The organism is Nonomuraea monospora, assembly GCF_039531895.1.
Lineage (GTDB): Bacteria > Actinomycetota > Actinomycetes > Streptosporangiales > Streptosporangiaceae > Nonomuraea > Nonomuraea monospora.
In genome coordinates, this window is sequence record NZ_BAAAQX010000045.1 from 17,593 (window position 1) to 36,943 (window position 19,351).

Consider the following 19,351-nt stretch of genomic DNA (forward strand, 5'->3'; position numbering starts at 1 on the left):
CAGACCGGTAGCGGAGCCTGCGCAGCCGAAAGGCACCGCAGGACCCAACCCGTGGGTGGCCGCGGCCACCCGCGCCGATCCCGACGTCCAATGGGCCCGCAGGGCCGAGACCAAGGTGATGATCTCCAGGGCGGGCCGGGCCGACCTGGAACCCGTCCCTGACGGCCGGCTCGATCCCCGGCAACGCCACGTCAAGGTGACCATCGAGCACCGCCTGCACCTGGCCCGCAGGGACACCCTCATCGAGGCGCTGCGCCAGGGCAGCGGCTTCCCAGGAACGCTCCAGCAGGTCACCGACGCCGCGTTCGGCGCCATCAAGGTGGACGGCCCAGGGCTGGCGCCCACCACGCGCCTGGCGCCCGTCCTGACCTCCACCGGCGACATGACCACCGCCCAGTTCACGGTGACGGTGCTCCGCCAGCTCAGGCCCGACCAGCTGCTCAAGCTGAACTTCGAGGAGCCCAAGGCCTTCCCCCTCATCGTGACCGGCAGGACCATCTCCGTGCTGCCCGGCGAGTGGAGCGTGCTGCGCCTGGAGGGCATCACGCCCGAGCGGGAGGAGCAGGAGCGGCTGGGGTTCACCGTCGGGGCGTACCCGGTCAGCATGACGCTGGCCCCCGACTCCTTCGGCTTCCCCGACGTGGTCGTGGAGGAGGACTTCTCCTGGGCCACCGCGCTCGGCGTGCTCACCGCGATCGCGCTGCTCGTCTTCCTGGTACGCGCGCTCGGCGCGGGCTGGTGGGCCAGGCTGGCCAACAGGGAGCTGTTCGTCGGGCTCGCCCTGGCCGCGCCCGCCCTGCTGATCCCGCTGTTCGCGGAGGACTGGTCGGCCGTCGCGTACGTGATCCTGTTCATCGCCGTGCCCCTCCTCGCGCTGCGGCACGCCGGCCGGGTGCTGCCCACCAGCCCGCCGTGGGACACCCGCGACCTGCTCATCGTCACCGGCGCGGGCGTGCTGGTCGGGCTCGGCATGCTGAGCTGGTCGTGGCTGCACGGCCAGTTGTCGGGGCAGGCCCTGCTGCTGGGCGGGGCGGTGGCCGCCGTCGCGGCGGCGGCCGCGGCCGTCGCGTTCAGCGTGGACCTCGGCGTGCGGCCGGTCGTCGTGCGGCTGGCCGTCCTGTCGGCCGAGGCCGCGCTCGGGCTGCTGGCGCTGGCGCTGTGGCTGCGCGCGCTGGCCGGCGGGGTGTACCCGCCCGACAGCACCCGGCTGGTGCTCGCGCTGAGCTGGGCGCTGATCCCGATCGCCGCGATGGCCGTGGCGACCAAGCAGTGGAAACGCTCCGCCGTCGTGGGCGCCGTGCTGATCAGCCTGCTCGTGCAGGGCTGGCCCACCGAGTGGCTGGACGCCGGGTCGTGGAGCCTGGCAGTCCCCCAGGACGAGCCGCGGATCGGCAGCCTGGAGCTGACCCCGATCGTGCGCGGCGTGCTGGGGCTGCTGCTGCTCGGCTTCGTGATGCTGGTGCTGCGGCTGCGCCGGCTCGGCGGGCAGCTCTCCGCCGTGGACAACCCGGTGGCCGAGTCCACCATGATCTGCGTGCTGATGGTGCTCTACATCACGCCCAGCGGCAGCACCACGCTGGCCGACATCGACGTGCCGCTGCCCCTGCTGGCCATCACCTCCCTGGTGGCCTGGGGAAGCGCCCAGTGGCTGCTCACGGGCCCGCGCGTGGCCATCCCCGAGCCGATGGACCTGGAGGAGCACCGCGCCCTGGTCAGGGCCGCCCTGCACAAGCGGCTGCTGCTCGTCTCCGAGCAGGAGCTCTACCGGATAGGACGGGCCAGGATCGGCGCGGGCGAGCTGACCATGTCGGACTTCGACCAGCAGCGCAACACCCTAGAAGCGGCCATGAACCTGCACGGCCGCCACCCCGAGACCGCCTTCGCCACCTCCTCCGGCTGCACGCCCTGGTACAACGGCGTGCACGCCTTCACCGTCAGCCTGCTGCTGAGCCTGCCCTTCGCCCTCGTCTACGGCTGGCCCGAGGGGGTGGACCTGACCAGCTTCATCTTCGACGGGCGCTACCTGATCACGCTGCCCGCCTTCGGCTTCCTGTTCGGCTACTTCTACCCGCGCGTGCGCGGCACCCAGCCGATGACCAAGGCCCTGCACCTGACGGCCGCCGCCCTGCTCACCGAGCTGTCCGGCTACCTGTCCACGCTCGCCGAGCCGGACATCGGGGCCTTCGACAAGGCGCAGGTCGTGGCCATCGTGGTGGGGCAGGTCATGATGGTGTGCGTCGGGCTCGGGCTGTTCTGGGAGTGGCGCACCATGCACCTGGCAGGGGAGCCGTGGGCCAGGGTGCGCAACCTGCGCAGCATCCGCAGCCTGGCGGCGCCCACGCTCGCGCTGGTGCTGGCGGCGGGCACCACGGCGGCGTCCTCGGCCGCCGGGCAGACCGTGGACCGCATACTCAAGGGCGACCAGATCGTGACGATCCAGACGCCACGCTGACGAGCCCGGCCATCGGCGGGGCAGCTCGCTCCCCGCTGACGAGCCCGGTCATCTGCGGGGCAGCTCGCTCCCCCGTACGTGCGCGCACAGCCACTCCACCAGCGGCCCGTACGCCCGCCAGGTGCGCTCCACCCGCTCGCGCACCCGCGCCGTGTGCACCCACTCCTGCGGCTCGAATCGCATCCCGGCGTAGAGCGACCTGTGCCGCAGCAGCTCGATGCGCGGATGGTCCTCCTCGAACCCCCGGGGCCGCGTCTTCAGCCGGTCGCCGCGCAGCTCGTACCCCTCGCCGGTCAGCGCGCCCGTGATGGACTCCAGCGGCTTGCCCGACACGTCTTCGTCGACGGCCGCGCGGTAGCGGGCCACCTGGTCGGCGGCCGTGGAGTAGACGCCGCCCGCGGTGGACAGCCCCGCGGCGCTGATCTCCACGTAGAGCCCGATCGCGGGCATGACCTCGACGAACGCCCCTTGGTGCGTCTTGTAGGGCGTCTTGTCCTTGGCGAAGCGCACGTCGCGGTAGGGCCGGAAGAGGTGCGCCGGCCCGAACTCGGCGGCCAGCTCCTCGGTGAGCGCCAGCATGGGCGCACGCACCGCCTCCTCGTAGAGGTGCTTGTGCTGGGCGAAGTAGGTCTTGGAGTTGTCCGCCTCGAGCCCTTCGTAGAAGAGGAACGCCTCGTCGGGAAAGCCGCTGAAACCCATGCCGTCCAGAGTGCCACGCGCCACCGACAGGTCAGCGCGCGGTGTAGGTCCGGCCCGGCGCGGGCGTCCTGCCGTACAGCTCCGAGACGGTGACGAACGTGTACCCCTTCTTGCCGAGGGTGTCGAGCATCGCCGGGACGGCGTCCACCGTGCTGCGGTGGATGTCGTGCAGCAGCACGATCGAGCCGGGTTGCGCGGCGCCCGCCCGCTTGGCCACGGTGGTGGCGACCCGGTCCTGCCAGTCGAGGGTGTCGACGTTCCACAGGATCTGGGCGAGCCCCTCGCGGCGGGTCTCGGCCGCGACGTCGTCGTCGGTGGACCCGTACGGCGGCCGCATCACCCGCATCCGCACCCCGGTGAGCCGCTGCACGATGTTCTCGGTGTGCTTGAGCTCCTTCTTCACCGCCTCGTCCGGCAGCTCGGCCAGCGGCGGGTGGCTCCATGAGTGGTTGCCGATCTCGTGGCCGTCGTCCACGATGCGCCGGGTGGTCAGGCCGCCCTTGTCGGCGGCCACCATCTGCCCGATGACGAAGAACGTGGCCCGCACGCCGCGCTGGCGCAGCAGGTCGAGCAGCCGGACGGTGTGCTCGCCAGGCCCGTCGTCGAAGGTCAGGGCCACGCATCTGAGCCGGGCGCAGTCGAACTTACGGCTGGCCGGCCAGCCCGGCTGCATCGAGCGCAGCCGCTTGGCGAGCACCGCGGGATCGACGACGACCGGTCTCGACGGCATGGTCTGCACCCTGGTCTGCGGCTGGCGACGCGGCACCGACTGCGTCACGCAGCTCACCAGGGCGACAAGGGCCAGCGGCAAGGCCCATACGCGCATGCTTCCCCCCGAAACGCCGCATGCGGGGGCCTACGGATAATCCTGGACCGGTGCCCCCCGCAGCTCCCTGGCCAGGTCATCCCACCAGAGTGGGACATCCGCCTGCAATTCCTGGTAGCGGCGCGCCACGCGCATAGCACATCCGACCGGATCCGTACCCAGATGCCGACGTTTCACCGGCCCTTCCTGCCACCGGTAAAAACCATCCCTGTAACGGACGACCAGGCCGATCCACACCGAGACGGTCTCGTCGTCGCCCAATTCGTAGGCGCTGCTGACGCCGAGACCGTGCAGCTCCGCGTGGAGCTTCTCGGTTGCCGCTCGGGCCTCACTCACACGCCACCCCCTGCCGACGTTCGGAAGCCATGCGGTGATCGCCGAAGGCGTTCACCGCATACAAGGGATGTACCCAACAACGGGCATCAGCCGTCCAAGACATGGAGTAATCATGAAACTCCGGGGGGTGAGCCGGGGGGCTTTCGCGCTTATTCGTCACGCGAGTCCTGCGAGTCCAGAGGATAGCGGGAGTCGTGGGGCTCGCGGGGCTCGGCGACCACCATCACGAACCTCAGCTCCGTCTCGCCCCTGTTCGCGTAGCGGTGGGGGCGGTCGGCGGTGAAGAGCACGGCATCATCTTTCCCTATCACGTGAGTCTTCCCGTACACCGTCAGCGACAGCTCTCCCTCCAGCACCGTGAGCATCTCGCGGGTGCCCGCCGGGTGGGCGTCGCCGTCGTGGTGCTCGCCGGGCGGCAGCCGCCAGTCCCACAGTTCGAGGATCATCGGCATGTCGGCGCCCACCAGCAGCCGCGCCTCGGAGCCGCCCTGGCGGAACGCGACGACGTCCGCCTTGTCCACGATCCGCACCATCGGCACGTCGGCCACCTCGACCAGCCGGGCCACGGTGACGCCCAGCGCGGAGGCGATCCGGGTCAGCGTGGAGACGCTGGGGTTGGTGCGCCCCTGCTCGACCTGCACCAGCATGCCTCTGCTCACGCCCGACCTGGCGGCCAGCGCGTCGAGCGTCAGCCCGCGGTGCGCGCGCTGGGCGCGGACGTTGTTCGCGATGGCCTGCGTGATCAGCTCCGGATCTTCCATGGCAGTGCAGTCTAGTGAAAAGGATTTGCAGTGGAACGTACCCTCTGTGTTGTACTGACAGTGCAGTCCATTGAACCAAGGGAGGCTCACGGTGACGGTGATCCTGGCGACCGCCTGCGCGATCGTGTACGGCACGGCGGACTTCTTCGGCGGCCTGGCCACGCGACGCACCCAGGTCTTCTCCGTCGTCGTGCTCTCCCAGCTCGCCGGCCTGGCCTTCATCCTCGCGCTGCTGCCGCTGCTGCCCGGCGCCTACAGCGGCACGGCGCTGGCCTGGGGCCTGGCCGCCGGGCTGTCCGGAGCGGCGGGAATGGTGCTGTTCTACCGGTCGCTGGCCACCGGCGTCATGTCGGTGGTGGCGCCGACGACCGCCGTCACCTCGGCCGCGCTGCCCGTCGTGTTCGGGCTGGCGACGGGCGACCGGCCGCAGGTCTGGGCGCTGGTGGGCGTGGTGCTCGCGCTCGGCTCCGTGCTGCTCGTCAGCCAGGACTCCTCCAGCGGCGGCCACGGCTCGCTGTCCTCGGTGCTGACCGCGCTGGCCGCGGGCGCCGGGTTCGGCGGCTTCTTCATCCTGCTCGCCATGGCGCCGCACGACGCGGGGCTGTGGCCGCTGGTCGGCGCGCGGCTGTCGTCGGTGTCCGCCGTGGCGCTGCTGGCGCTGCTCACGCGGCGCGCGCTCAAGGCCGGCCCCGGCGCGCTGCCCGTCATCTTCGCCGCCGGCGTGCTCGACATGGCGGCCAACGTGCTCTACCTCCTGGCCCAGCGCGACGGCCTGCTCAGCCTGGTCGCCGTGCTGGTCTCGCTCTACCCGGCCAGCACCCTGCTGCTGGCCAACCGCGTGCTCGGGGAGCGGCTGCGGGCCGTACAGGTGGCCGGCGTGGTATGCGCGCTCGCCGCAGTGGCGCTCATAGCCGTTGCGCAGCACCTCTAGCGCTTGCTACGTTTCGCCCGTGCGCCCTGAGCGGGCACCACCCTCCGATGGCGAGTCGTTCAAGCACGTGGCTGTGCCGTACGACTCGGATGAGTCCTTTCTGGGGCTGACCGTGCCGCGCGTGCGCGCCGCCCTGGACGAGGGCAGGCGGGTGCTGGTGATCACCGCCCCGGCCAAGCTGACCCAGTTGCGCGAGGCGCTCGGGCGTGACGCCGAGCGCATCGACAGCCGCACGCCCGCCGCCTGGTACGAGCACCCGTACCGGATGCTGGCCGCCTACCACGAGTACACCCGCGGCAGGCGCACCTTCGTGATCGGCGAGCCGAGCTGGGCGGGCAGGAGCCGGCGCCAGGTCAGGGAGCTGATCCGCTGCGAGTCCGTGATCAACGCCGCGCTGCGCGCGACGGCGGTCATCATGCTCTGCCTGTACGACCTGCGCCGCGTCCCCGACAGCGTGCTCCACTACGGCCCGGTCAACCACCCTGTGCTGCTCGGCTCCGACGGCGAGAGGAGCAGCAGCAGGTTCGTCGAGCCGCACGAGCTGGTCCTGCACGACGACACGGCCCCGCTCACGGACCCGCCGGGCGGCGCCGACACCTTCCGCTTCACCGCCAGGGAGCTGAAGCGGCTGCGCCAGAGCGTCGGCGACTATGCGCGCACGGCCGGCATGGACCGCAACCTCATCACCTCGCTGGTGATCAGCGTGTCGGAGATCGCCGCGAACAGCGTCGAGCACGGGGCCGGGTACGGCACGATCACGATGTGGGTCGGCGACGGCGAGCTGGTCTGCGAGATCGCCGACCCGGGAGGCGCGCTCGACGACCCGTTACCCGGCTACATACCGCCAGAGCCCGAATCCCCACGGGGATACGGGCTCTGGATCAGCAGGCAGCTCTGCGACCTGGTGGAGTTGCGTGCGGAGGACGGTCTGCTACGCGTCCGCCTGCACCTGAGCATGAGCTCCTGAGGCACGGGCTAGGCGGCGCGCTGCGCGGGCAGGCGCACGGCGCCCTCCTCGCGGGCGTACTCCTCCAGCATGCCCCTGAGCTGGCGGCGGCCACGGTGCAGCCGCGACATCACGGTGCCGATGGGCGTACCCATGCGCTCGGCGATCTCCTTGTAGGCGAACCCCTCGACGTCGGCCAGGTAGACGGCCACGCGGAAGTCCTCCGGCAGGGAGCGGAGCGCGTTCATCACGACGCTGTCGGGCAGCCGGTCGAGCGCCTCGGTCTCGGCGGACCGCAGGCCGGTCGAGCTGTGCGACTCGGCGGCGTGCAGCTGCCAGTCCTCGATGTCCTCTGCGGCGGACAGCTTCGGCGAGCGCTGCTTCTTGCGGTAGTCGTTGATGAAGTTGTTGGTCAGGATCCGGTGGAGCCACGCCTTGAGGTTGGTGCCCTCACGGAACTGGTGGTAGGACGTGTAGGCCTTGGCCACCGTCTCCTGCACCAGGTCCTCCGCGTCGGCTGTGTTACGGGTCAGGCGCATGGCGGAAGCGAAAAGCTGCGACGTCACGGGCACGACATCGCGCTCGAACCAGTCCTGACGCTGCTCATCGGTCATAGTGATCAATTCATTTCCCCCTTGCGCTATCCCCCGTTTCGGCACAAGCCGCCTGACAGCGTCTCCATCTTCGCAAGTCCCAGTTAAGGGACGCGTTAGGGAACTCGCCTTGGTCAGAAGGGGTTGATCGTCCATCTGCTCGCGGCGTGCGTGGTCACGTCCACGGCCGGACAAGTCTCATTATCATAACACTACCCACCCAATATTGCAGGAATAGTGGCGAGAGTCACATGGGATAGCGTATGAGGATGAGATTCGTGGACCGGCACCATTCGGGTACACGCCGCTGGGTGGCGGAGGCCATACGCAAGGTCGAGGCCGACGCCAACCGAAGTTGCGACACACATCTGCACGTCTTTCCGCTGCCCTCGCACTGGGGAGTAAACCTCTACTTGAAAGACGAGTCGGTGCACCCCACGGGTTCACTCAAACACCGCCTGGCCCGGTCCCTGTTCCTGTACGGCCTGGCCAACGGCTGGATCGGGCCGTCCACGACGATCGTGGAGGCCTCCAGCGGCTCCACGGCCGTCAGCGAGGCGTACTTCGCCCGCCTGCTCGGCCTGCCGTTCATCGCGGTCATGCCGGCGGCCACGTCGCCGGAGAAGATCCACCTGATCGAGTTCTACGGCGGCAAGTGTCACCTTGTCGACGACCCCGGCGCCATCTACGACGAGTCGCACCGCCTGGCCGCCGAGACCGGCGGCCACTTCATGGACCAGTTCACCTACGCCGAGCGGGCCACCGACTGGCGCGGCAACAACAACATCGCCGAGTCCATCTTCTCCCAGCTCTCCCTGGAGCCCCATCCGGAACCGGCCTGGATCGTGGTGGGCGCGGGCACCGGCGGCACCTCCTCCACCATCGGCCGCTACATCCGCTACCGCCGCCACGCCACCCGCCTGGCCGTCGTGGACCCGGAGGGCTCGGCCTTCTACCCGGGCTGGGACTCCGGCGACTACTCCGTCACCGCGCCCGGCTCGCGCATCGAGGGCATCGGCCGCCCCCGCGTGGAGCCCTCGTTCCAGCCCACGGTCATCGACCGCATGATCGCCGTCCCGGACGCCCGCTCGATCGCCGCCATGCACTGGACCCGCGAGGTGACCGGCCTGGACGTCGGCGGCTCCACCGGCACCAACATGGCGGCCTGCGTGGACCTCATCCAGGAGATGCGCGAGGCGGGCGAGCAGGGCAGCATCGTGACCCTGGTGTGCGACAGCGGCGACCGGTACAAGGGCACCTACGGCAACCCGCGCTGGCTGGCGGACCAGGGCCTGGACGTCGATCCCCACCTGGCGGACCTGCGCACTTTCCTGACTCCGAATTAGGTAAGGCGAGCCTAAGCTGTCATACTTCAGCCGAACGTGTGAGAGCTGAGGAGGACCTGGGTGAGCGCAGTCGCCGTCGCCCCCCGCCTCCACGGCCTCCGCCGTCGCCGCGTCACCGTCCTGCTCGCCCTGCTCGCCTCCGTGGCGGTCGCGGTGGTGCTGAGCATCACGATCGGCTCCAAGCCCGTGCCGCTCGCCGACGCCTGGCACGGGCTCACCGCCCCGACCGGCACGGAGAACGACATCGTCATCCGCTCCCTGCGCCTGCCCAGGACCGCGCTCGGCGTCCTGGCCGGGGTCGCGTTAGGCGTGGCCGGCGCGCTCATGCAGGGCCACACGCGCAACCCGCTCGCCGACCCCGGCCTGCTCGGCGTCACGCAGGGGGCGGCGTTCGCGATGGTGTCCTCGATCGTCCTGCTCGGCGCCTCCAGCCTGCTGGCCTACATCTGGTACGGCCTGGCGGGCGCGCTGGTCGCCAGCGTGGCCGTCTTCGCGCTCGGCATGACCGGCGGCAGAGGCGGCCCCACCCCGGTCACCCTGGCGCTCGCCGGCACCGCCGTCAGCGCCCTGCTCTACGCCCTGACCTCCACCGTCGTCCTGCTCGACGAGCAGGCGATGGACGTCTTCCGCTTCTGGCAGGCCGGCTCGATCGCCTCCAGGGGCGGCGACGTGGTCTGGCAGGTGCTCCCGTTCGTGCTCGCCGGGCTGGTGCTCGCGCTGGTGAACGCCCCCGGCCTGAACGCGCTCTCCCTCGGCGAGGACGTGGCCCGCGGCCTCGGCCAGAACGTCTCCAGGACCAGGGCCGTCGGCGTGGCCGCCGTCACGCTGCTGTCCGGCGCGGCCGTCGCCGCCTGCGGCTCACTGGCGTTCGTCGGGCTCATCGTGCCGCACCTGGCCCGCCCCCTGTCGGGCACCGACCACCGGTGGCTGCTGCCGTTCTCCGGGCTGATCGGCGCGGCGCTGCTGCTGACCGCCGACGTCGTCGGCCGCGTCGTCGCCCCACCAGGAGAGCTGGAGGTGGGCGTGGTGCTCGCGCTGCTCGGCGCCCCGTTCTTCGTCGCCCTGGTCCGCCGCAGAAAGCCCGTGCGCCTGTGACGACCCTACGGATCCACGCCGTGTCCTGGCGGGTACGGCCACGCGGTGTCACGCTCACCCTGACGGGACTCGTCCTGCTCGCCCTGCTCATGACGCTGAACATGCGCATCGGCGACCTCGCACTGACGCTCCCCGAGGTGATCTCCGGCACCTTCGACGTCAACAGCGCCGCCCACTTCGTCATCATGGAGTTGCGCCTGCCCCGCGCGCTCACCGGCGCCCTGGTCGGGGCCGCGCTCGCGCTGTCTGGCGCGATCATCCAGTCGATCGCCCGCAACCCGCTGGCCAGCCCCGAGATCCTCGGCGTCACCACCGGCGCCTCCGTCACCGTGGTCGCCGGACTCGTGGCGGGCGGCACCGCGTACGGCACCGTCACCGGCCTGCTCGCCACCCTCGGCGTCCCGCTGCTCGCCCTGCTCGGCGGCCTGCTCGGCGCCGCCGTCGTGTACGGCCTGGCGTGGCGGCGCGGCCTGGACGGCTACCGCCTGGTGCTGGTCGGCATCGGCGTGGCCGCCGTGTTCACCAACGTCAAGTTCTGGCTGCTGACCGTCGGCGACGTCAACGACACCGCCCGCGCCATGGTCTGGATCAGCGGCTCGCTCAACGGGCGCGGCTGGGAGCACGTGACGCCCACGGCGCTGGCCCTGGCCGTACTGGTGCCGCTGACCCTGCTCGGCACCCGCTCACTCGACGCCCTGCGCTTCGGCGACGACACCGTCACCGGCCTCGGCGTCCGCATGAACCTGGCCCGCGCCCTGCTCATCCTGGCCGCCGTCCTGCTGGCCGCCGTCGCCACCGCCTCGGCCGGGCCGATCGCGTTCGTCGCCCTGGCCTCGCCGCAGATCGCGCTGCGCCTGGTCCGCTCGGACCGGCCGCCGCTGCTCTGCTCCGCGGTCGTCGGCGCCGTCCTCACCACGGCCGCCGACCTGATCGCCAGGACCGTGTTCTCCCCCATCGAGCTGCCCGTCGGCATCGTCACCGCCGTGCTGGGCGCCCCGTACCTGATCCACCTGATCTGGAGGTCGCGAAAGTGAGACTGCAGGCAGCCGGCGTCAAGCTCGGGTACGGCGACCGCGTCATCGTGGACGGCCTCGACCTCGGCATCGAGGCCGGCACGGTGACCACCATCATCGGCCCGAACGGCTGCGGCAAGTCCACGCTGCTGCGCGCGCTCGGCAGGCTGCTCAAGCCGCAGGGCGGCGAGGTGCTGCTGGACGGCAAGCGCATCGACCGAATCCCCACCCGCGAGGTCGCCAAGGTCCTCGGCGTGCTCCCGCAGGCGCCCTCCGCCCCCGAGGGCCTGACCGTGGCCGACCTGGTGGCGCGCGGGCGGCACCCGCACCAGACGTGGTACCGGCAGTGGTCCTCCGACGACGAGGGCGCGGTCGCGGCGGCCCTCGACATGACGGGCCTGGCCGACCTGGCGGAACGGCCGCTGGAGGAGCTGTCGGGCGGGCAGCGGCAGCGGGCCTGGATCTCCATGGCGCTGGCCCAGGGCACAGACCTGCTGCTCCTCGACGAGCCGACCACGTTCCTGGACCTGGCGCATCAGGTGGAGGTGCTGGAGCTCGTCCGGCACCTGCACGAGGAGGCCGGGCGCACGGTGGTCATGGTCCTGCACGACCTCAACCTGGCCGCCCGCTACGCCGACCGCCTGGTCGCCATGCGCGCCGGGCGGGTGATCGCGTCCGGCACGCCGCACGAGGTGCTGACGGAGGAGCTGCTGCGGGAGGTGTTCGAGCTGGACGCCAAAATCATCGCCGACCCCGTGGCCGGGACTCCGCTGGTCGTCCCGATCGGCCCGCTCGCCCACCGCAAGAACGGCTAGACCACGGCTCTACCACGGCGCTTCTCGCGCAGCCCCAGGCCAGGACGCCACGCGCGAGGCCAGGCCGACGCGCCTCCCGTGGGCCAGGCCAACGCGCCTCGCGCGAGCCAGGCCCAAGTGCCTCGCGTGGGCCAGGCCCAGGCGCCCTGCGCGAGCCAGGCCCAAGCGCCTTGCACGCGCCAAGCCGAAGCGCCTTGCACGCGCCAAGCCGAAGCGCTTTGCGCGGGCCAGTCCCTGGCGTCGCACGCGCGCGCGAGCCTAGGTGAGGGGTCCGCCGTCGGGTGGCCTGGACAGCGGCTTGCCCTGGGGGGCCCGGTGCAGGGCCCGCTGAACGTCCTCGTCCTCGGGAGCCAGCTCGGCGGCCCTCAGCAGATCCTCACGCTCCTGCGCCTCCAGCCCCACCGCCCGGTACACCAGCGACCGGTTGTACAGCAGCTCAGCCGTCTCCACCAGCTTCAGCCCCTGCGTCAGGTCCGCCAGCGCCGCCTCGTGGTCGCCCCGCTCGAACGCCAGCTCCGCCCGCCCCGCCCAGGCCGCCACTAGCTCGGGGTCCAGCTCCAGCGCCTGGTCGAAGGCCATGCGAGCCTCCGGGTAACGCTCCTCGGCCAGCTCCACCTGCCCCAGCACGCACAGCAGGTAGGAGTCGCCGGGCGCCAGTGCCAGGCCGCGCTCCACGTCCCGCCTGGCGCTCGGGTAGTCGCCCGCCGCCACGTGCAGCCCGCAGCGGTTCACGTACGCGGGGGCGAACTCCGGGTCCAGCTCCAGCGTGTGGTCCAGGTCGGCGTGCGCCCCCTCCAGGTCGCCGGCGGCGTAACGCACCTCTGACCGGTTGTAGTACGCCTCGGGGAAGGGCGGGCTGATCCGCATGACCGCCTCGTAGTCGGCCAGCGCCTCCTCGTCGCGGCCCAGCTCGTGCAGCAGGTTGCCCCGGTCGAGGTAGTAGTCGGGGTAGCCGGGGTCGGCCTCGATGGCCCGCGTGTAGTCGGCCAGCGCCGCCTCCCGCAGCCCTGCCATGGCCAGGAGCTGGGCCCGGTTGGCGTGCAGGACGAGCCGGTGGATCGGGTGCTCCCGCGGCAGATGCGTCTCGGCCAGCTCGATGGCCTGCCCCACCAGCTCCATGGCGACGTCGCGGCGGCCTCTGCGCAGCTCCACCAGGGCCTTGCCGTTGAGGTCGAAGCCCAGGTGGAAGGCGCGCTCGCGCGGGTCGGGCAGCAGCGAGGTGATCGTGACCGCCTCGTTGATCCAGGCCAGCGCCTGCTCCGGGTCGCGCAGGGCGGCGTCGTGGTGGCGGACGAGGATCATGGCGGTGGCGTAGGCCGCGGTGGCTCGGTGCTTGGGGTCGGTGCTCAGCCGCCTGACGCGGTCGTACAGCTCGCGGGCCTCGTCCTCGCGTCCGATGGCCTCCAGCGACGCGGCGACCCGCTGCAGCAGCCGCTGCCAGCGCTCGGGGTCGTCCTCGAACGCCAGCCCGCGCAGCACCTCCAGGCCCGACTCGGCCATGGCGTGGTGGAAGCCCTCGTCGCGGTAGCGGTCGAAGTCGCCGGGCAGCGGCCCCGCGCTCTGGCGGGACGGCCCCTCCTCGATGGTCAGCAGGCCGGGATCGACCCTGCGCCGCAGCACGGCCACCAGCTCGGCGTCGGTGTGGTCGGCCTCGCCGAGGTTCGCCACCCGCACGGTGAGCGGCCCCGTGCCGCTCAGGCTGTCGCGGACGAACTCCGCCAGCCCGTTCGCTATTCGCAGGCTGCGGCGGGCGCCGGGCACCAGCACCCGCTGTTCCCTGGGCAGGTCGTCGGCCAGCGATCGCCGCCGGAGTGGCACCAGGTCACGTAACTCCGGCGCCGCCGTCCTGATCTCGATGTCGTGCGCGGCCACCAGCTCGGGGCGGCGTCCCAGCTCCTCAGGAACCAGGTGCCCGAGCAGCGCCGCGGCCAGCGTGTACGGCCCGCCGATCCGGCGATCCGCGTCGATGAAGATCGTGTCCACGCGGCCCCTCTCCCCACAGCGCGCACACCATTCTGGCTCGCCCGCCCCGGCGCCGTCACCCCACGCGAAGCGAACCTGCCGTTCCCCGCGCCGTCAACCCGCGCGGTGCGAGCCCATGTCTTACCCCCGCACCCGGCCCAGGCGCCGTGATCCGGCGGGGCCGACGCACCGTCGTGGAACGCCGGCCTGCGGGCCAGTCCCGTTTCCGCACGTGCCGCCACCGCGGCCCTCGCCAGGCACGTGCCCGTACGGAATCCGGCGGGCTAGGCGTTGTGCCTGGGAGCGGCTCCGGCGGTCGGCTTCACGGTGCCGGGCTTGTGCACGACGATCTTCTTCATGTGCGGCCTTTCACGTTCCAAAGGGGACCGAACGATCAGTGACCGATACATGTCAACACATGAAAAAGTCGCCGATCAAGGTTTCATCTGGTAACGCCTCTTTCACCCGAATTTTGTACGAGCCAAAAACAGCTCAGTCGCCGAGGATCGCGTCCACGAACACCTCGGGATCGAACGGCGCCAGATCGTCGGGCCCCTCGCCCAGCCCCACCAGCTTCACGGGCACCCCCAGCTCCCGCTGCACCGAGATGACGATGCCGCCCTTGGCGGTGCCGTCGAGCTTGGTCAGCGCGATGCCCGTGATGTTGACCACCTCGGCGAACACCTGCGCCTGCCGCATGCCGTTCTGCCCGGTGGTGGCGTCGAGGACCAGCAGCACCTCGTCGACCGTGGCCTTCTTCTCGATGACCCGCTTGACCTTGCCCAGCTCGTCCATGAGCCCGGTCTTGGTGTGCAGCCGACCGGCGGTGTCGACGATGACGGTGTCGGCCTTCTCCTCGATGCCCTTGGCCACCGCGTCGAACGCCACGGACGCCGGGTCGCCGCCCTCGGGCCCGCGCACCGTGTCGGCGCCCACCCGCTCGCCCCACGTCTGGAGCTGGTCGGCGGCGGCGGCGCGGAAGGTGTCGGCCGCGCCGAGCACCACCTTCTTGCCGTCGCCGATCAGGACGCGGGCCAGCTTGCCCGTGGTGGTGGTCTTGCCGGTGCCGTTCACGCCCACGACGAGGACCACCGCGGGCCGCTCACCGTGCTTCTGCACGTGCAGCGTACGGTCGAGGTCGGGGTTGACCTGGGCCAGGAGCTGCTCCTTGAGCAGGGCGCGCACCTCCTGCGGGGTGCGGCTGCCCAGCACCTTCACCTTGGTGCGCAGCTCCTCCACCATGACGCGGGTCGGCGCGACGCCCACGTCGGCGGTGATCAGGCTCTCCTCGATCTCGTCCCACACCTCGTCGTCGAGGCGGTCGCGGGACAGCAGCTCCAGCAGCCCGCGCCCGAGCGCGTTCTGCGAGCGGGCCAGCCGCGAGCGCAGCCGCACCATCCGGCCCGCGGACGGCGGCGGAACCTCGACCTCGGGCTCGACGACCATCGGCTCGGCGGGCTTGACCGGCGGAGGCGGCAGCGTGGTGGTCGCGCCCTCGGCCTCCTCGCCCGCTCCTGCGGGCCGCTTCTCCTCCTCGGGAAGCACGGGGGCCTCTGGCGGCTTGACCGGCGGGGCCGCCTTGCGACCCGGCCTGAACAGCAGGAAGAGACCGCCGGCCGCCAGCAGGGCGACGACGGCCACGATCACGATGACGCCGAGGTAACCATCCACAAGATGTCAGTTTTCCAGATCGACCACCATGGTCACGCCCAAGGCCACACCGATCAGACGAACTCCCGCCCGCCGATCGGGCGATCCCTTGCCCGCCGATCGGACGCTCCGCAGGCGGCGATCGGACGTTCCGCAGGCGGCGATCGGACGTTCCGCAGGCGGCGATCAGGCGGACTCCACCGCGCCGGTCAGGCGATCCGCCGCCCGCCGGTCAGGCGGTCTCGCGTTCCCTGAGCCGCTGGCTGACGACCTGCGTCACGCCGTCGCCGCGCATCGACACGCCGTACAGCGCGTCCGCGATCTCCATCGTGCGCTTGTTGTGCGTGATCACGATGAGCTGTGAACTCTGTCTCAGCTCCTCGAACAGCATGAGCAGCCGCTGCGTGTTGGTGTCGTCGAGAGCCGCCTCGACCTCGTCCATCACGTAGAACGGCGACGGCCGCGCCTTGAAGATCGAGATCAGGAACGCCACCGCCGTCAGCGACCGCTCACCGCCGGACAGCAGCGACAGCCGCTTGACCTTCTTGCCCGGCGGCCTGGCCTCGACCTCGATGCCGGTGGTCAGCATGTCGCCGGGCTCGGTCAGCACCAGCCGGCCGTCACCCCCGGGGAAGACCCGGCCGAAGATCTGCTCGAACTCGCGGGCCACGTCCTCGTACGCCGAGGCGAACATCTGCTCGACCCGGTCGTCGACCTCCTTGACCACGGTCATCAGGTCGCGCCGGGTCTTCTTGAGGTCTTCGAGCTGGGAGTTGAGGAAGGAGTGCCGCTCCTCCAGGGCCGCGAACTCCTCCAGCGCCAGCGGGTTGACCTTGCCGAGCTGGTTCATCTGCCGCTCGGCCGCCCTGGCGCGCTTCTCCTGCTCCTCGCGCACGAACGGCACGGGCGGCTCGCCGGGGACGGGCACCTCGGGGCCGTACTCGGCGATCAGCGACTCGGCCTCGACGCCGTACTCCTCCAGCGCCCGCTGCTCCATCTGCTCCAGCCGCAGCCGCTGCTCGGTGCGCGCCACCTCGTTGCCGTGCACCCGGTTGACCAGCTTGTCGAGCTCCTGGCCCAGCTCGCGGACGCGCAGGCGCACCTGCTTCAGCTCGGCGTCCACGGCCACCCTGGTCAGGTCGGCCTCGTCGCGTTCCCTGGAGGCGAGCTGGACGGAGGCCACGAGTGCCTGGAGCACCTGCTTGGCGCCCTTGCTGACGGCCTCGGCCAGCGCGGCCTGCCGCCTGCGCCTGGCGCGCTGAGCGGCTGCTTGGGCGCGTTCCTCGCGCTCCCGCCTGGCCGCGCGCAGCAGGCCGTCGGCGCGGCCCTCGATGCCTTTGACCCGCTCCTCGGCGGTGCGGACCTGCAGCCGGGTGTCCATCTCGCGCTGCCTGGCGGCCTCCACGGCGCTCGCCAGGTCGTCGCGCACGTCGGTGGTGGGCTCGGACTCCAGCTCCTGGGCGTACTCGGCCTCGGCCAGGCGGATCTCCAGCTCCGCCAGCTCCTCCTGGCGTTCCGTACGGGCCTCCTCCGCCCTGGCCACGCTTCTGGCCAGGCGCTCGGCCTCGTCGCGGGCGGCGTTGGCGGCGGCCTCGATCTGGGCCAGCCGCTTGGCCGCGGCGGCGTTGCGCTGGTCGGCCTCGCGCTGGCGGCCCCTGATCTGGTCGAGTGCGCCCTGCGCCGCGCTCACTCCCGCCTGGGCGGTGGTGACGGCGGTCTGCGCCTCGCTGACGTGCGCCTGGGCTGCCTCCAGCGCCGACTGGGCGGCGTGCTCGGCCTCGATCGCCGCGTCCAGGGCCGTGGCGCTCGCCTCCGCCCTGGCCTCGGCCTCCTCCAGATCGCTGACGGCCTCGTCGAGCGCGGCCCGCACCTGGAGCACCGACGTGCCGCCCTCCGCGCCGCCGACGGCGAGGTGGGCGCCGACCAGGTCGCCCGCCTCGGTGACCGCCCTCAGGTGGGGGTGGCGCTCGGCGACGGCCCTGGCGGTCTCCAGATCGGGTACGAGCACGACGTCGGCCAGCACGTGCTCCAGCGCGGGACGCAGGTGGTCGGCCACCGTCACCAGGTCGGCCACCCACCGGCCGCCGCCGGGGGCCGGTGCCCGCCCGGCCGCGTCGTCGCCGCCGTACCCGTTGCCCGCCACCAGCAGCGTCGCCTGGCCGGACCCCTCGGAGCGCAGCAGCTCCAGCGCCTCGACGGCGGTGTCGAGAGTCTTGACGGCGATGGCCTCGGCGACCGGCCCCAGAACGGCAGCGACCGCGGGCTCGGCACCGGGCGTCACCTGCATCGAGGCCGCCAGGGGCCCCAGCATGCCCGCCAGGTCGGCGGCCAGCACGGCGGCGCCGCCGTCGCCCTTGGCCAGGCCCAGCTCCAGGGCGTCGCGGCGGGCGGCGAGGGCGGCGACCGAGCGCTGCGCCTCCTGGTCGGCGGCGCGGGCGGTGCTCACGCCCGACTTGGCGGCCTGCAGCGCGGCGCGCGGCGCGTCGAGGCCGGACTTGGCCTCCTCGGCCGCCGCTCGCGCCTCGTCGGCGACCTGCCTGGCCTCCTCGACCGCGGCCTGCGCGGTGGCCAGCTCCTCGGCCAGCCCCGGGTCCACGGCGGGCTCCTCCAGGCGCTGCGCCTCCAGGTCTTCCCTGGCCTGGCTCTCGCGGGCGCCTGCGTCGGCCACGGCCTGCTGGAGCCGGCCGATCTCCTCGCCGGCGGCGCGGGCGCGGCTGCGTACGGAATCGACCTGGCCGCGCAGCTTGGCCAGGCCCTCGCGGCGGTCGGCGGCGGCCCTGGCGGCCATCGCGAGCCGCTGCTCCTCGGCGCTCAGCTCGGCGTCGGCCTCGGCGCGCCGCTGGACGGCCTCCTCCAGCAGCTCCTGGGCCTGCTCCAGCTCGGCCCTGAGGATGAGCTCCTGCTCCCGCACCTCGGCGGCCTCGCGTTCGAGGTCTTCGGGATCGCGGCCACGGCGCTCGATGGCGGCGGCGTCGACGGCGTGGCGGTGGCGCTCGGCGGCGAGCTGCTCCAGGCCGGTGATGCGCTCGCGCAGCGAGGACAGCCTGAAGTAGGTCTCCTGGGCGGCGGCCAGCCGCGGCTGGGCCTCGGCCTCCGCGGTCTCCAGCGCGCCCTCACGCTCCTGCGCCTGCGTCAGCTCGGTCTCCACCTGCTGCCGCCTGGCCGTGATCGCGGCCTCGTCGGCGGCCTCGCGCTCCAGCGTGGCGCGCAGGATGCACACGTCGTCGGCCAGCAGGCGCAGCCGCGCGTCGCGCAGGTCGGCCTGGATGACGGCGGCCTTGCGGGCGATCTCGGCCTGGCGGCCCAGCGGCTTGAGCTGGCGGCGCAGCTCGGTGGCGAGGTCCTGGACGCGGGTCAGGTTGGCCTGCATCGCGTCGAGCTTGCGCAGCGCCTTCTCCTTGCGCTTGCGATGCTTCAGTACGCCGGCGGCCTCCTCGATGAAGGCCCGCCGGTCTTCAGGCCCGGCGTGCAGCACGGCGTCGAGCTGGCCCTGCCCGACGATCACGTGCATCTCGCGGCCGATGCCCGAGTCGGACAGCAGCTCCTGGATGTCGAGCAGGCGGCAGGTGTCGCCGTTGATCGCGTACTCGCTCTGCCCCGACCTGAACATCAGCCGGCTGATCGTCACCTCGGTGTAGTCGATCGGCAGCGCGCCGTCGGAGTTGTCGATCGTCAGGGTCACCTCGGCGCGGCCCAGCGGGGGCCGGGAGGAGGTGCCGGCGAAGATGACGTCCTCCATCTTGCCGCCGCGCAGCGACTTGGCGCTGTGCTCGCCCATGACCCAGGCCAGGGCGTCGACGACGTTGGACTTGCCGGAGCCGTTGGGGCCGACGACGCAGGTGATGCCGGGCTCGAAGCGCAGCGCGGTGGCCGAGGCGAAGGACTTGAAGCCGCGCAGGGTGAGGGTCTTCAGGTACAAGCGCGAC

15 protein-coding genes are annotated in these 19,351 nt (G+C 71.9%); 7 read left to right on the forward strand and 8 right to left on the reverse strand.

What is annotated here, in order from left to right; genetic code table 11:
* The first annotated feature begins 55 nt into the window (after positions 1-55).
* Positions 56-2,452 (forward strand): hypothetical protein, encoded by a 2,397-nt coding sequence (locus ABD331_RS51180; RefSeq protein ID WP_344493135.1) that lies wholly within the window; start codon positions 56-58, stop codon positions 2,450-2,452.
* Between the two features lie 48 nt (positions 2,453-2,500).
* Here ABD331_RS51180 and ABD331_RS51185 read toward each other — a convergent pair whose 3' ends face one another.
* From ABD331_RS51185 to ABD331_RS51200, 4 genes are all read right to left on the reverse strand, one after another.
* A complete protein-coding gene (locus tag ABD331_RS51185; protein ID WP_344493136.1) occupies positions 2,501-3,151 on the reverse strand; it encodes a DUF2461 domain-containing protein in 651 nt (216 codons plus the stop codon).
* A 31-nt stretch (positions 3,152-3,182) separates the two neighbouring features.
* Complete coding sequence (locus ABD331_RS51190) at positions 3,183-3,977, reverse strand: polysaccharide deacetylase family protein (protein ID WP_344493138.1); 795 nt, start codon at positions 3,975-3,977, stop codon at positions 3,183-3,185.
* Between the two features lie 30 nt (positions 3,978-4,007).
* Positions 4,008-4,313: a hypothetical protein gene (locus ABD331_RS51195; protein WP_344493140.1), complete on the reverse strand. Its 306-nt coding sequence runs from the start codon at positions 4,311-4,313 to the stop codon at positions 4,008-4,010.
* Positions 4,314-4,462: 149 nt separating this feature from the next.
* Positions 4,463-5,074, reverse strand: a complete 612-nt coding sequence (locus ABD331_RS51200) for a helix-turn-helix domain-containing protein (protein ID WP_344493142.1) — start codon at positions 5,072-5,074, stop codon at positions 4,463-4,465.
* Between the two features lie 91 nt (positions 5,075-5,165).
* Here ABD331_RS51200 and ABD331_RS51205 point away from each other — a divergent pair, with 91 nt between their 5' ends.
* Together ABD331_RS51205 and ABD331_RS51210 are read left to right on the forward strand one after the other, a co-directional pair.
* Positions 5,166-6,005, forward strand: coding sequence for an EamA family transporter (locus ABD331_RS51205; protein WP_344493144.1), 840 nt, complete (start codon positions 5,166-5,168; stop codon positions 6,003-6,005).
* 19 nt (positions 6,006-6,024) lie between these two features.
* Positions 6,025-6,972, forward strand: a complete 948-nt coding sequence (locus ABD331_RS51210; protein WP_344493146.1) for an anti-sigma factor RsbA family regulatory protein — start codon at positions 6,025-6,027, stop codon at positions 6,970-6,972.
* Positions 6,973-6,980: 8 nt separating this feature from the next.
* On the opposite strand, the gene ABD331_RS51215 is transcribed toward ABD331_RS51210, so the two are convergent.
* Positions 6,981-7,565: a sigma-70 family RNA polymerase sigma factor gene (locus ABD331_RS51215; protein WP_043618296.1), complete on the reverse strand. Its 585-nt coding sequence runs from the start codon at positions 7,563-7,565 to the stop codon at positions 6,981-6,983.
* A gap of 248 nt (positions 7,566-7,813) precedes the next feature.
* Between ABD331_RS51215 and ABD331_RS51220 the strand changes: the two genes are divergently transcribed.
* Genes ABD331_RS51220 through ABD331_RS51235 form a run of 4 tightly spaced genes read left to right on the forward strand, consistent with a single transcriptional unit; the run spans position 7,814 to position 11,813 of the window.
* Positions 7,814-8,890, forward strand: a complete 1,077-nt coding sequence (locus tag ABD331_RS51220; protein ID WP_344493150.1) for a PLP-dependent cysteine synthase family protein — start codon at positions 7,814-7,816, stop codon at positions 8,888-8,890.
* A gap of 60 nt (positions 8,891-8,950) precedes the next feature.
* Positions 8,951-9,985, forward strand: a complete 1,035-nt coding sequence (locus ABD331_RS51225) for a FecCD family ABC transporter permease (protein WP_344493152.1) — start codon at positions 8,951-8,953, stop codon at positions 9,983-9,985.
* Positions 9,982-11,019 (forward strand): FecCD family ABC transporter permease, encoded by a 1,038-nt coding sequence (locus ABD331_RS51230; RefSeq protein WP_344493154.1) that lies wholly within the window; start codon positions 9,982-9,984, stop codon positions 11,017-11,019. Before ABD331_RS51225 ends, ABD331_RS51230 begins: the two co-directional genes overlap by 4 nt.
* Positions 11,016-11,813 carry an ABC transporter ATP-binding protein gene (locus tag ABD331_RS51235; RefSeq protein ID WP_344493156.1) on the forward strand — a complete coding sequence of 266 codons (798 nt, stop codon included), beginning with the start codon at positions 11,016-11,018 and terminating at the stop codon, positions 11,811-11,813. The genes ABD331_RS51230 and ABD331_RS51235 overlap by 4 nt, the downstream gene beginning before the upstream one ends.
* Before the next feature lie 258 nt (positions 11,814-12,071).
* Here ABD331_RS51235 and ABD331_RS51240 read toward each other — a convergent pair whose 3' ends face one another.
* The 3 genes from ABD331_RS51240 to smc all read right to left on the reverse strand — a co-directional run bounded on the left by ABD331_RS51240 (position 12,072) and on the right by smc (position 19,344).
* The gene (locus ABD331_RS51240; protein ID WP_344493158.1) at positions 12,072-13,796 is read right to left on the reverse strand and encodes a tetratricopeptide repeat protein; all 1,725 of its coding nucleotides are present in this window, start codon (positions 13,794-13,796) and stop codon (positions 12,072-12,074) included.
* Positions 13,797-14,267: 471 nt separating this feature from the next.
* Positions 14,268-15,446, reverse strand: a complete 1,179-nt coding sequence (gene ftsY / locus ABD331_RS51245) for a signal recognition particle-docking protein FtsY (protein ID WP_344493160.1) — start codon at positions 15,444-15,446, stop codon at positions 14,268-14,270.
* 211 nt (positions 15,447-15,657) lie between these two features.
* Entirely contained in the window at positions 15,658-19,344 is a 3,687-nt protein-coding gene (smc, locus tag ABD331_RS51250) for a chromosome segregation protein SMC (protein WP_344493162.1), read from the reverse strand.
* Positions 19,345-19,351: the final 7 nt, after the last annotated feature.